This is a genomic window from Arthrobacter sp. B2I5, from assembly GCF_030816735.1.
Lineage (GTDB): Bacteria > Actinomycetota > Actinomycetes > Actinomycetales > Micrococcaceae > Arthrobacter.
In genome coordinates this window covers 412,550-424,311 of sequence record NZ_JAUSYF010000001.1, presented here as the reverse complement: position 1 = coordinate 424,311, position 11,762 = coordinate 412,550, and the positions used below count along the sequence as shown (strand labels likewise).

Below are 11,762 nucleotides of genomic sequence, written 5' to 3'. Positions count from 1 at the left end.
TCGCTACTTCGAAAGGAAACCGAGCAGGGCCTTGTTGACCTCTGCGGCGTGGGTCCACAGCAGGCCGTGCGGGGCACCCTCGATCTCCACGTACTCGGCGCCCGGCAGGACCTTGGCGAAAAGCCGGCCGGTGGAGTCGATGGGCAGGATGTTGTCCGCCGTGCCGTGCAGAATCAGTGCCGGAACGTCGATCTTCGGGATGTCGCCGCGGAAGTCCGTGATCCAGGTGGCCTGGGCGGCAACCAAGGCGGTGGCGCCCGCTCCGGCGGCCACGTTCCAGCTGGCGTTGACGGCCTCCTGGCTGAGGCGCGGGGTGCCCAGGAAGGTGTCGGAGTTGTAGAAGTTCTTGAAGAAGTCGCCCAGGAACGCGTACGGGTCAGCCGTGACCGCCTCCTTGAGGCCGTCGAACACGTCCTGCGGGACGCCGTCCGGGTTGTCATCCGTCTTGAGCAGGAACGGCTCCAGGGATCCGAGGAATGCGGCCTTTGCAACCCGGGCCGATCCGTAATTGCCCAGGTACCGGGCCACCTCACCGGTGCCCATGGAGAAGCCCACCAGCACGGCGTCACTGAGGTCCAGGGCAGTCAGGAGCGTGTTGAGGTCCGCCGCGAAGGTGTCGTAGTCATACCCTTCGGTGGTCTTGCTCGATTTCCCGAACCCGCGGCGGTCGTAGGTGATCACGCGGTAACCGGCATCCAGCAGCGCAGTGGTCTGCTTCTCCCAGGAGGCCCCGTCCAGCGGGTAGCCGTGGATCAGCACCACAGGCTGCCCCGAACCGTGGTCCTCGTAGTAGAGCTCGATGTCAGTGCTGTTCTCGGTACCTACGGTGATGAAAGCCATGGAGGCGGTCCTTTCGAGGCTGTGGAATCGGTCCGGGCCGGGCAGTGCCTGGCCCTCCAGTTCCTACTCTAGGGGGGTCCGCCATGCCGTGCGCTACCGGGAAGGCTGCGGAAGTTCGCAGGATATCCGGGGGTTGACGCCCATGTAGTTCAGTGGGCCGGCTGCGATGGTCAACGCTATGGTGCTGGCCTCGGCGCAATTCCCCGGCGCCGAGCCGAAGTAACCGCGCTGCCAGGCGGCCACGCCGCCGATGATCAGCCAGATGACGATAAGTGCTCCGAGAATCCGCATGATTCCTCCATGGCCGCGGCGGCTGTGGGATCAATTATGCGGCAAAAATGCACCTCCGGTCCCGGGTGGTTCCCGGTGCCGGAGGCGCATTTTTGTCAGGCGGTTTTGGCTAGGCCCGGGCCGCTTTGCCGGGCAGTGCCAGCTTGAAGACCTTGGCCCAGGACGACCCCACCTGCTTCAGCAGCGGGCCCGTGGTGTACTTCAGGCCGTAGCGCTGGCAGATTTCGCGGACCCTGGGCGCCACCTCGGCGTACCGGTTGGAGGGCAGGTCCGGGAAGAGGTGGTGCTCGATCTGGTGCGAGAGGTTGCCCGTCATGAGGTGCATGAACTTGGAGCCCGAGATGTTGGCCGAGCCGATCATCTGCCGCACGTACCAGTCCCCGCGGGTTTCCCCGTCAACCATCTCTTCCGTGAAGGTGTCCGTTCCTTCCGGGAAGTGGCCGCAGAAGATGACCGCGTGGGCCCACACGTTGCGGACGGCGTTGGCAGTGATGGTGCCGAACAGGGCTTGCTTGGCGGATCCGGTCAGCATGGCCACGGCGGGGGTGGCAGCGTAGTCCTTGGTGAACTGGGTGACAACCTTCTTGCCCAGCGCCTTGAGGTCCTTGAGCAGGGCCTCCTTGGACTTGGTGCCTTCCTTGTACTCGGTCAGCTCGAGGTCGTAGATGGCGATGCCCCACTCGAAGACCGGTGCCAGGATGGCGTTGAACAGCGGGTTGGCAAGGTTGATGGGCTTCCACGGCTGGTTCTCGTCCATCCGGAGGAGGTTGTATCCGACGTCGTTGTCCTTGCCCACCACGTTGGTCCAGCGGTGGTGCAGGTCGTTGTGGGTGTGCTGCCAGGACCGTGAGGGGGTGACGAAGTCCCATTCCCAGGTGGTGGAGTGGATGTCCGGGTCCCGCATCCAGTCCCACTGGCCGTGCAGGATGTTGTGGCCCAGCTCCATGTTTTCCAGGATCTTGGCCAGGCTGAGCAGGGTGGTGCCCGTGACCCAGGCGGCCTTGTTCTTGCTGACCAGCAGGGCTGCGCGGCCGGAGAGTTCCAGGCCGCGCTGGATCTTGATCATCCGGCGGATGTAGGCGGCATCCTCGGCCCCGCGCTTGCCCAGGATCTCGTCCCGGATGGCGTCGAGTTCGCGGCCAAGCTCGGCTACCTGTTCATCGCTAAGGTGCGCGGCGGCAGGCGGCCGGACGGCGGGGCTGCCGGATTCGGCCAGCTTGCCGGGCCGCGTCCGTGAGGTACCGGCGCTGGCTCCTCCGGCGGCAGTGGTCTTTGTGGGTGAGATGACAGACATACGTACTGCTCCTCAGAGTTCGAGGTTGACGGGCCCGGCGGCTGCCGAGACACACGTTTGGATCAGTTGGCCTGGTTCGCCGTGGATTTCCCCGGTCCGCAGGTCGCGGACCTGGCCGGCCAGGAGCGGTGTGAGGCAGCTGTGGCAGATGCCCATGCGGCAGCCGCTGGGCATCAGCACCCCGGCGTCCTCGCCGATATCCAGGATGGGGGTGTCGCCGTCGGCTTCCACCTCCCGGTCGGACGCTTCGAAGGTGACCAGGCCGCCGTCGTGTCCTACGCCGGCGTTGAAGGTGGTGTTGAAGCGTTCGATCATGAGGTTGCCGGCTTCCCCGGCAACGGCGACGTCGGTCCCCGGCGCCCGGGTGGTCAGCGCGGCGCGCTTCCAGAGGGCTTCGGCGTCGTCCAGGAAACTGTCGGGCCCGCAGGCGTAGGCAGCGCGGTCCTTCCAGTCGGGGCAGATCTCGTCCAGCTCCTTGGTGCTGGAGAAGTCCATGCGGCCCTGTTCTCCGGTGTACCAGTGGGCCAGCCGGAAGTTGGGGAACTGGTCGGCAAGTTCGGCCAGCTCTTCCCTGAAGAGGCTGTCACCCGGAGTGCGGGCGGAGTGGACCAGCACGACGTCGGCATCCGGGCGCCGCGGCACGAGGGTACGGATCATGGACATCACCGGAGTGATGCCGCTGCCCGCGGTGACCATCAGGAGGGGGCGGGGGTGCTCCGGGAGCACGAAGTCGCCCTGGGGCGGAGCCAGGAACAGGACGTCGCCGGGTTTGGTGGTGCGCACCAGGGTGCCGGAGACCGCGCCGACGTCGGTGACGGTGATGGCCGGGTCTTTTCCGGCCGGGGCGCTGAGCGAGTAGGAGCGCCAGTGGCGGACGCCGTCGAGTTCGACGCCGATGCGCGCCCACTGTCCTGCCAGGTGCGCCTTCCAGCCGCGTCCTGGGCGGAAGAAGATGGTGGCCGACTGGGCGGTCTCCTGGACCACCCGGGTCACCACGCCGCGCAGCTGCCTGGCTGAGTAGACGGGGTTGAACAGCGCCAGAATGTCTTCGGGCGCCAAAGGGGTAGTAAGCACTGAGGCCGCCTGGGCCAGCTGACGTAGCCGGATCATGCGTTAAAGCCTAGAGCGGTGTGAGCCATATATCTCTCTCTCCGTCATATGACCGTTCCGCAGTCACACACTAGTTGAAGGCGCGAAGCCCCCACGCCGCACTCTAAGAGTAACGGTTCGGTCTCACAATTGGTTCCCGCACCCTATCGGCGGCTCCAGCCGAGGGCGGGGGCGACGTGCTCCACGATGCTGCCCAGCAACTTGGCGTTGAACTCCACACCCAGCTGGTTGGGCACCGTCAGCAGGAGGGTGTCGGCCGCCTGCACGGCGGTATCGGCGGCCAGTTGCTCCGCCAGGAGGTCCGGCGCGCCCACGTAGCTCTTCCCGAACCTGGCGGTCAATCCGTCGATGACGCCCACCTGGTCGCGGCCGTCCCGGAGCGCACTGCCGGCGAAGTAGTAGTTGTCTTCCTCGTCCACGATGGGAAGGACGCTGCGGCTGACCGAAACACGCGGGGTGTGGGCATGGCCTGCCGCCGACCACGCATCCCTGAACAGCTGGATCTGTTCGGCCTGGAGTTCATGGAAGGGAACACCGGTGTCCTCGGTGAGCAGCGTGGAGCTCATCAGGTTCATGCCCAGTTCCGCGGCCCAGACGGCGGTCTTCCTGCTGCCGGCGCCCCACCAGATCCGTTCGGACAGGCCCGGTGACTGCGGCTGGATGGGCAGGAGGCCGGTGGCACCGCCGGCGTACCGCGGGTCCGCCTCAGCCACGCCGGCCCCCGTGATGGCCTTGCGGAACACGGCAGTGTGGCGCCGGGCCATGTCCGCGTCGGTCTCCCCCGGCTGTGGGCGGTAGCCGAAGGCTGACGCACCCTCCCTGGCGGGTTCGGGTGAACCGCGGCTGATGCCCAACTGCAGCCTGCCGCCGCTGATCAGGTCTGCCGCTGCGGCTTCCTCCGCCATGTACAGGGGATTTTCGTAGCGCATGTCGATGACGCCGGTGCCTATTTCGATGCGGCTGGTGCGGGCGGCGATGGCCGACAGGAGGGGGAAGGGCGATGCCTGCTGCCTGGCGAAGTGGTGGACGCGGAAGAATGCGCCGTCCACGCCGAGCTCTTCAGCGGCAACCGCCAGTTCGATCCCCTGGAGCAGGGCGTCCGCCGCTGTCCTGGTTCGGGAACCCTGGCCGGGGCCCCAGTGGCCGAATGAAAGGAATCCTATGCGCTCCATACTTTCCTCAACTGCATGGCCGGCGGCGGCATTCCCGGCTGGCATGATGACTGCGTGGGACATTGCGGGATCCCTGGTCTGCCTGCTGGGTGTCGCCGTGATCATGTTTGCCCCGCGGAGCGGCGGATAGGCCACGGCTAAACTGGCCCGGTGACCAACAGCGAGCAGCAGCCCGGACCGGCAGGCCCGCCCCCGCGCGGAAGAATCGCCGAACGGCTGCTGCCCGGCGGAGAGGAACCCGACCCCCGCTTCACGCTGGCCAACGAGCGAACTTTCCTGGCGTGGATCCGTACGTCGCTCGCGCTGCTGGCGGGCGGCATTGCCGTCGAGGCGTTCACGTCCGGCCTCTTCATCGAGCCTGTCCGGAAAGGCCTGGCCGTCCTCCTGCTCCTGCTGGGCATGATGCTCAGCGGTGGCGCCGCCGTGCGGTGGCTTCGGGTGGAACGGAGCATGCGCACCAAGGCCCCGCTGCCCCTGCCGCTCTTCGTGCCCCTGTTGGCCGGGGCAGGGGCGCTGGCTGCCGCCGTCGTACTGGTCTTTATCCTGTGGCGCTGAGCCGATGGCATCCCGCGCACCCAGCCACCATGGCGATCCCGGCCTGCAGCCCGAACGGACGGCCCTCGCCTGGGGCCGGACCATGCTGGCGCTGGTGACGGCGAGCGCCTTCTTCCTGCGCTGGCTTCCCACCTACGGGCCGCCCATCCTCATGCTGCCGGTGATTTCCGGGGGCGCCGCCCTCACCATTTACCTGACGCAGCGCCGCCGGTACCGGGCAAGGTCGCACGGCCTGGCAGGCGAAAGCATCGAAGCCGACCTGACTGCGGTGCTCTGGACCGCAGCCGCCGGGGTGGTCCTGGGCGGCCTGGGCATCGTGGTGGTCCTGGTCAGCTAGAACATCAGCCAGCTAGAACATCGGCAGGACGAAGCCGGCCAGCAGCGCCACCGAGCCGATCGCTGTCAGGCAGCGCCCCAGGACTGAGGCCGTCCTGCCGGCTTCCTCCGGCGTGGTGGTTTGCCATTGGGTTGGGCGCTTGGGGTGGTAGTAGATGGGCAGGGTGTCCCCCACTGCCATGTCCCTGATGTCGTAGGGGGACATGGGCGCGTTGTGCACCTGGTGCTTCCGGTCGAACCAGCGGAACCCCACCCCGGTGGAATCGGAATACACCACGGCTTCGGCCACCTCCCAGGGGTGCACGAAGCGGCGGAGGAAACCGGTGTAGAACAGCAGCCCCAGTCCGGCGGGCAGGCACAACCAGGTGAGCACTTCCAGGATGGGACCTGCCATATCGAGCGCAGTGGGCATGAAGTTGATGGTACAGCGCGGGGACTGGTGGCTTCAGCACCTGATCCGTACGCTGAAGGAGACCGGACCGAAGTAAGGGGAAAGCATGAACGATCAGGACATTTTGACGCACATCCAGGCCCTGGTGGAGGAGGAGCACTCGCTGCGCGAGGGTTCCGGGGACGGGCAGGCGCCGGACCAGGCGCGCCTGAAGTACGTGGAGGAAAGCCTGGACCAGTGCTGGGACCTGCTGCGCCAGCGCCGGGCCAAGAAGGAATCGGGCGAAAACCCGAACGACGCCGAGCCCCGCCCCATCAGCGAGGTTGAGGGCTACCGGCAGTAATGCGGATTGCAGTAGCGCAGGTCATCAGCGGCGCCGACACCGCCGCCAACCTTGAACTGGTGTGGGACTACGCCGCCCAGGCCAGCAATGCCGGCGCCCGGTTAGTGGTGTTTCCCGAGGCGACGATGCGCGCCTTTGGCCACTCGCTCAAAGACATTGCCGAGCCGCTGGACGGCCCCTGGGCCAGCGAGGTCCGCAGGATCGCAAAGGACCTGGACATCACCATCGTGGCCGGCATGTTCACTCCAGGGAAGGACGGCCGCGTCCGCAATACGCTGCTGGTCACCGGCCCCGGCGTGGAAGCGTCCTACGACAAGGTGCATCTTTTTGACGCCTTCGGCTTTACCGAGTCCAAGACGGTCGATGCAGGGGAAGGGCCGGTGACGTTTGAGCTGGACGGGACCCTATTCGGCCTGGCCACCTGCTACGACGTGCGCTTCCCGGGCCTGTTCACGGCAAACGCCAACGCCGGCGCGCGGGTGAACATCGTGTGTGCTTCCTGGGGCGCCGGTGAGGGCAAGACCGAGCAGTGGGACCTGCTGGTGCGCGCCCGGGCGCTGGACAGCACCACATATATGGTTGCCTGTGGCCAGGGTGATCCCGAAACCACTGGCGCAGGTCCCGCGGGCGCGGCTCCAACCGGAGTGGGACACAGCGCCGTTGTCACCCCCTTGGGCAAGCCGGTGGTGGCACTCGGCGGCAAGCCTGAACTCGCCGTCGTCGATATTGATCCCGCAACCGTGGATGACGTGCGGGCCACGCTGCCGGTATTGGCCAACGCCCGCAGGTTCTAACCCCGTGAGGCGCCGTTCACCGCTCTGAAACAGAAGGCAAAACAGGTACGACGGCGTTTCTCACCTTGGGCGGGCCGGGTGGCCCGTAGTGGCGGGGAATCTCCGCGGAAATTCCCGCCGCGGGAGTCTTCAGCCAGAGCCGCCGTTTACATGCCGGAAACATGGCGGATACGTGAACTTCACGTGGGAGCAGTTTGTGTAACGTGGCCGCAACTTTAAGCGGCATTGGCTGAAACACGCGGCGCCAAAAATGGGACCCGGGGGAAATGCCCCGGGGCCAAACGGGCCCTGGACCACGATCACGTTGCGAAGGGACCCACCGGTGGAAATCACTGCCCAACACGTCTGGCTGATGATTTCGGCCGCCATGGTTCTGCTGATGACCCCCGGGCTTGGCCTGTTCTACGGCGGCATGACCCGCGCCAAGGCCGCGCTGAACATGATCATGATGAGTTTCATCTCGGCAGGAATCGTGGGCGTTGTCTGGGTTCTCTGGGGTTACTCGATGACCACGGGCGACGGCTTCCTGGGGCTCTTTGGAAATCCCTTCACCAGCTTCGGCCTGCAGAACCTGATGGGTTCGCCGGACCTCATCAAGGCCGGTTACAGCGCCACGTTCGCCATCATCACCGTGGCCCTCATCAGCGGGGCCATCGCAGACCGCGCCAAGTTCAGCGCCTGGGCTCTGTTCGTGCCCGTATGGATCACGCTGATCTACTGCCCCCTCGCCTACATGGTCTGGGGTGGCGGCCTGATGAGTGCCGGCGGAGCCGTGACTGCAATCTTCGGCCAGGTGATCGACTTCGCCGGCGGCGCTGTAGTGGAGATCAGTTCAGGAACTGCCGCGCTGGTGCTGGCGGTCATCGTGGGCCAGCGCCATGGCTTCGCCAAGGACCCCAACCACCGCCCCCACAACCTGCCCTTCATCATGCTGGGCGCGGCCATCCTGTGGTTCGGCTGGTTTGGCTTCAACGGCGGCGCCGCAACCACCGTTGAACAGGCCGGCCTCATCTGGATCAACACCCTGGTGGCCCCTGCCGCAGCCATGCTCACCTGGCTCATTACCGAAAAGGTCCGCCACGGGCACCCCACCTCGCTGGGCGCCGCCTCAGGCGTTGTCGCCGGCCTGGTGGCCATCACCCCTTCCTGCGCCAACATCAGCCCGGTGGCAGCAATCGGCCTGGGCCTGGTGGCCGGAGCGGCGTGCTGTGTTTTCGTGGACCTCAAGTACCGCTTCGGCCTTGACGACTCCCTGGACGTGGTGGGTGTCCACCTGGGTGCCGGCCTCATCGGCACCCTGTCCCTGGGCTTCATCGCCCTGCCTGTGGATGGCCAGGGCGGCGGCCTCTTCTACGGCGGCGGTGTCCAGCAGCTCATTGCCCAGACAGCCGCCGTCGTCATTACCCTACTCCTGTCCGGCATTGGCACGGCAGTCATTGCCCGGATCATCAACAACACTGTGGGCTTCCGCGTCAGCCACGAGGCCGAGACCGCCGGCGTGGACCTGTCCGAGCACGCCGAGACCGCCTACGCGTTCGGCGAGATCGGAGCAGGCTTCAATCCCCTGCGCCAGGCTGCGGCCCACATCCCCACCGCTGCGGCTCCCGCAGAACGGCACGCCAAGGAAGACTCCTTCGCGTAGGTCCTAGTCCGCGAGGATCTTATACAGCGCGCGGCGGGTTTCGTCCATCTTCTCGACGGCAGCAGCACGCTGTTCCTGCGTCACGCCCGTGCGGAACTGGTGGATGGCGCCCAGGAGCTTGCCGATGCTTTGGTGGAAGTCCCTGTCAACACTGTCCGGTTCGGCGTTCCAGGCGTTCTCCATCTCCTCGGCGTGCTCCGCCACGTAGGCCCTGCCGGCGTCGGTAAGGGCAAACTCCGTGCCGCGCCCTTCGCTCAGCGCCTCGATCAGGCCCTCGTCCACCAACTGCTGCAGCGTGGGGTAAATGGATCCCGGGCTTGGCCGCCACATTCCCCCGGTCTTCGCGGCGATGGTCTTGATCAGTCCGTAACCATTGGAGGGCGCCTCCGCCAGCAGCGAGAGGATGGCTGCGCGGACGTCACCCCGGCTGGCGCGCCGGCCGCCCCGTCCAAAACCCGGACCGAAGCCGGGTCCGAAACCCGGGCCAAAACCGGGTCCAAATCCAGGTCCGAAACCGGGACCGAAGCCTGGACCCCGGTGCCCGTGGGGTCCCCGGTGGCCCCTCCCCCGCTCGAACCGCCCCTTGCCAAACTCGGGGCCAAACTCCGGGCCCGGATTCCTGTCGTCGAATATGCCTTTCATGGTGGCATGGTCCTTTCATTCCTGAAGTCGTCGCTGCTTATTCAGCGATAGTTAACGATATGTCGGTAACTATCGCTGGTCAATGGTTTTGCGTGACCAAATCCTGACCTTCCGCCCCCTGTTTCACCCCTTGGCGGGAGCGTATTCTGTTCCCACCTTCAAGGACGAGGGCTGAGGAATGGTGAAGAGGCGGAAGCGCAGGCGCGGCTTTGGTGTTTTCCTGGGACGGATCCTGGGGTTCCTTGCAGCGAGTGTCATGTGCGGCGTGCTGGTGGCCAGCCTGGTGGTCCCGGCGGTGGCAGCCGCAGGGATGGGTGTCAGTTCCTCCATTGGCTACTTCGAACGCCTGCCGGAGGAGCTGGCGGTGCAGCCGCCGTCGCAGGCTACGAAAGTCCTGACGTCCGACGGGCAGCCAATCGCAACGTTCTATGCGGAAAACCGCGTGCGCGTGCCGCTGGACCAGATGTCGCCCTTCATCAAGGACGGCATTATCGCCATCGAGGACAGCAGGTTCTACGAACACGCAGGTGTGGATCCGCAGGGGATCCTGCGGGCACTGGTGTCCAACCTGACCAAGGGCGGCGAACAGGGCGCATCGACCATCACCCAGCAGTACGTCACCAATGTCCTGAACGAGGCGCAACTTTCGCAGGACAGGCCGGACGAGGTGGTCCTGAACGGGCAGAAGACCCTCGGCGACAAACTGCGGGAGATGAAACTTGCCGTCACCCTGGAGAAGAAGTACACCAAGAACCAGATCCTCGAGGGTTACCTCAACATCGTGTTCTTCAGCAGCAATGCCTACGGAATTGAAGCCGCGGCGCGCTACTTCTTCAGCACCACAGCGAAAGACCTGACGCTTCCCCAGGCAGCCCTCCTGGCCGGGCTGGTCAACAGCCCCACCCTGTACAACCCCGCCACCAATCCGGACAAGTCCATCGTGCGCCGCAACCAGGTCCTGTCCGAGATGCTGCGCCTGAAAAAGATCACGCAGGCCCAGCACGATGAGGCCGTGGCCGCTCCCATCGAATTGAAGATCACTCCGCAGCAGCAGGGTTGCGCCAATGCGGCCATGGCGCCGTACTTCTGCGACTACATCTCACACCTGATCCTGAACAACCCCGCCTACGGTCCGACGGAGCCTGAACGTGAGCGGAGGCTGTACCGGGGCGGCCTCACCATCATCACCACCTTGGACAGCAGGCTCCAGGCGGCCGCGCAGGCCCAGGTGGACGGGACTGCAGGCGCAAATCCGGACCGGTGGGCAGCTTCGCTGGTTACCGTTCAGCCCGGCAGCGGCAAGATCCTGGCGATGGCCCAAAACACCACATTCCTTCCGCAACCCGGCAAGTTCGACACCAACCTGAACTTCAACGTGGATGCCAAGGACGCGCAGGGCAATGACCTGAACGGCGCCGGCGGATTCCAGCCGGGGTCCACCATGAAGCCCTTCACTTTCGCGGAATGGTTGAACGAGGGCAAGCCGATTACCGCCGAAGTGGACGCATCGAAGCGGGTCTACCCCCTGGGCTTCCCGTGGAAGGACAGCTGCGGCAAGGTGCTGGGAGCCTACAGCACTGCGCAGGCAAACCCTGCCCTTGGTGCTGCCGATGACCTGCAGAACGCGGAAGAGGGCTTCTACCGGCGCATGCCCGTCAACTACGGCCTCTACAACTCGATCAACACCGCCACCTTCGCCTCCGCATCCCAGCTGGACTTCTGCGGCATCCAGAAGATGGTGGATGCCGTGGGCCTGCACAGTGGCCTCGACAGCAGCCCTGTCAACATGCACCAGCTGGGCAACCTGCTGGGTGGCACCGGCGTTGCCCCCCTCACCCTTGCGAACGCGTTTGCCACTTTCGCCACGGACGGCCGCTACTGCGCACCCATCGCATTGACTGAGATCACGGATGCGGCCGGAGCGAAACTGCCTGCCCAGGCACCGGACTGCCACGACGCCGTCAAACCGGACGTGGCCCGCGGCGTCAACTCGGTGCTGCAGGATGTCCTGAAGAAGGGCTCCGGCGTCTGGATCAACCCCAAAGTGCATGACAAGGTTCCCACCGCGGCCAAGACCGGCACCTCGAACAACAACGGTTCCACCTGGGTGGTGGGATACACCACCGGCCTGGTCACCGCGTCCTTCTTCGGCGACGCGCTGGAAGGCCAAAAGCGTGCAGGACAGAACGTGACGATCAACGGCACCTTTTACCCGCGCCTTGATGGGTTCATGATCGCCGGGCCGCAGTGGGCCAACTACATGCTCAAGGTGGCACCGCTTTATCCCGCTGCCCCGTTCGCGCCGCCTCCCGCGTCGATGATCGGCCCCAACCCGAATTACAAACCCTAGGG

13 protein-coding genes are annotated in these 11,762 nt (G+C 65.6%); 6 read left to right on the top strand and 7 right to left on the bottom strand.

Going from position 1 to position 11,762, the window contains the following annotated elements:
• Nucleotides 1-3: 3 nt before the first annotated feature.
• From QFZ60_RS01980 to QFZ60_RS01960, 5 genes are all read right to left on the bottom strand, one after another.
• Entirely contained in the window at nucleotides 4-840 is an 837-nt protein-coding gene (locus QFZ60_RS01980) for an alpha/beta fold hydrolase (RefSeq protein ID WP_307087675.1), read from the bottom strand.
• A gap of 93 nt (nucleotides 841-933) precedes the next feature.
• A complete protein-coding gene (locus tag QFZ60_RS01975) occupies nucleotides 934-1,131 on the bottom strand; it encodes a hypothetical protein (protein WP_307087673.1) in 198 nt (65 codons plus the stop codon).
• A gap of 109 nt (nucleotides 1,132-1,240) precedes the next feature.
• Complete coding sequence (locus QFZ60_RS01970; RefSeq protein WP_307087670.1) at nucleotides 1,241-2,425, bottom strand: acyl-CoA desaturase; 1,185 nt, start codon at nucleotides 2,423-2,425, stop codon at nucleotides 1,241-1,243.
• Between the two features lie 12 nt (nucleotides 2,426-2,437).
• Nucleotides 2,438-3,535, bottom strand: a complete 1,098-nt coding sequence (locus QFZ60_RS01965) for a ferredoxin reductase (RefSeq protein ID WP_056330028.1) — start codon at nucleotides 3,533-3,535, stop codon at nucleotides 2,438-2,440.
• 143 nt (nucleotides 3,536-3,678) lie between these two features.
• Nucleotides 3,679-4,707 carry an LLM class flavin-dependent oxidoreductase gene (locus QFZ60_RS01960; protein WP_307093173.1) on the bottom strand — a complete coding sequence of 343 codons (1,029 nt, stop codon included), beginning with the start codon at nucleotides 4,705-4,707 and terminating at the stop codon, nucleotides 3,679-3,681.
• A gap of 150 nt (nucleotides 4,708-4,857) precedes the next feature.
• On the opposite strand from QFZ60_RS01960, the gene QFZ60_RS01955 reads away from it, so the two are divergent.
• Nucleotides 4,858-5,262 carry a YidH family protein gene (locus tag QFZ60_RS01955; protein ID WP_056330021.1) on the top strand — a complete coding sequence of 135 codons (405 nt, stop codon included), beginning with the start codon at nucleotides 4,858-4,860 and terminating at the stop codon, nucleotides 5,260-5,262.
• Nucleotides 5,263-5,266: 4 nt separating this feature from the next.
• A complete protein-coding gene (locus QFZ60_RS01950) occupies nucleotides 5,267-5,599 on the top strand; it encodes a DUF202 domain-containing protein (RefSeq protein ID WP_307087668.1) in 333 nt (110 codons plus the stop codon).
• A gap of 12 nt (nucleotides 5,600-5,611) precedes the next feature.
• Here the strand turns inward: QFZ60_RS01950 and QFZ60_RS01945 are convergent, their stop codons facing one another.
• Nucleotides 5,612-6,010 (bottom strand): hypothetical protein, encoded by a 399-nt coding sequence (locus tag QFZ60_RS01945; protein ID WP_307087666.1) that lies wholly within the window; start codon nucleotides 6,008-6,010, stop codon nucleotides 5,612-5,614.
• Nucleotides 6,011-6,095: 85 nt separating this feature from the next.
• On the opposite strand from QFZ60_RS01945, the gene QFZ60_RS01940 reads away from it, so the two are divergent.
• The 3 genes from QFZ60_RS01940 (at nucleotide 6,096) to QFZ60_RS01930 (ending at nucleotide 8,768) form a co-directional block, all read left to right on the top strand.
• Nucleotides 6,096-6,332 (top strand): DUF2630 family protein, encoded by a 237-nt coding sequence (locus QFZ60_RS01940; protein ID WP_142029088.1) that lies wholly within the window; start codon nucleotides 6,096-6,098, stop codon nucleotides 6,330-6,332.
• Nucleotides 6,332-7,126: a carbon-nitrogen hydrolase family protein gene (locus tag QFZ60_RS01935; RefSeq protein ID WP_307087664.1), complete on the top strand. Its 795-nt coding sequence runs from the start codon at nucleotides 6,332-6,334 to the stop codon at nucleotides 7,124-7,126. Before QFZ60_RS01940 ends, QFZ60_RS01935 begins: the two co-directional genes overlap by 1 nt.
• 322 nt (nucleotides 7,127-7,448) lie before the next feature.
• A complete protein-coding gene (locus QFZ60_RS01930; RefSeq protein ID WP_307087661.1) occupies nucleotides 7,449-8,768 on the top strand; it encodes an ammonium transporter in 1,320 nt (439 codons plus the stop codon).
• Between the two features lie 3 nt (nucleotides 8,769-8,771).
• Here the strand turns inward: QFZ60_RS01930 and QFZ60_RS01925 are convergent, their stop codons facing one another.
• Entirely contained in the window at nucleotides 8,772-9,410 is a 639-nt protein-coding gene (locus QFZ60_RS01925) for a PadR family transcriptional regulator (RefSeq protein ID WP_307087659.1), read from the bottom strand.
• A 178-nt stretch (nucleotides 9,411-9,588) separates the two neighbouring features.
• On the opposite strand from QFZ60_RS01925, the gene QFZ60_RS01920 reads away from it, so the two are divergent.
• A complete protein-coding gene (locus QFZ60_RS01920) occupies nucleotides 9,589-11,760 on the top strand; it encodes a transglycosylase domain-containing protein (RefSeq protein ID WP_307087657.1) in 2,172 nt (723 codons plus the stop codon).
• Nucleotides 11,761-11,762: the final 2 nt, after the last annotated feature.

Excerpts from the sequence above, each read along its gene's own strand:
- QFZ60_RS01935 (WP_307087664.1), top strand. The coding sequence starts at position 6,332 with ATGCGGATTGCAGTAGCGCAGGTCATCAGCGGCGCCGACACCGCCGCC.
- QFZ60_RS01975 (WP_307087673.1), bottom strand. The coding sequence starts at position 1,131 with ATGCGGATTCTCGGAGCACTTATCGTCATCTGGCTGATCATCGGCGGC.
- QFZ60_RS01950 (WP_307087668.1), top strand. The coding sequence starts at position 5,267 with ATGGCATCCCGCGCACCCAGCCACCATGGCGATCCCGGCCTGCAGCCC.
- QFZ60_RS01925 (WP_307087659.1), bottom strand. The coding sequence starts at position 9,410 with ATGAAAGGCATATTCGACGACAGGAATCCGGGCCCGGAGTTTGGCCCC.
- QFZ60_RS01965 (WP_056330028.1), bottom strand. The coding sequence starts at position 3,535 with ATGATCCGGCTACGTCAGCTGGCCCAGGCGGCCTCAGTGCTTACTACC.
- QFZ60_RS01945 (WP_307087666.1), bottom strand. The coding sequence starts at position 6,010 with ATGCCCACTGCGCTCGATATGGCAGGTCCCATCCTGGAAGTGCTCACC.
- QFZ60_RS01940 (WP_142029088.1), top strand. The coding sequence starts at position 6,096 with ATGAACGATCAGGACATTTTGACGCACATCCAGGCCCTGGTGGAGGAG.
- QFZ60_RS01960 (WP_307093173.1), bottom strand. The coding sequence starts at position 4,707 with ATGGAGCGCATAGGATTCCTTTCATTCGGCCACTGGGGCCCCGGCCAG.
- QFZ60_RS01920 (WP_307087657.1), top strand. The coding sequence starts at position 9,589 with ATGGTGAAGAGGCGGAAGCGCAGGCGCGGCTTTGGTGTTTTCCTGGGA.
- QFZ60_RS01970 (WP_307087670.1), bottom strand. The coding sequence starts at position 2,425 with ATGTCTGTCATCTCACCCACAAAGACCACTGCCGCCGGAGGAGCCAGC.
- QFZ60_RS01980 (WP_307087675.1), bottom strand. The coding sequence starts at position 840 with ATGGCTTTCATCACCGTAGGTACCGAGAACAGCACTGACATCGAGCTC.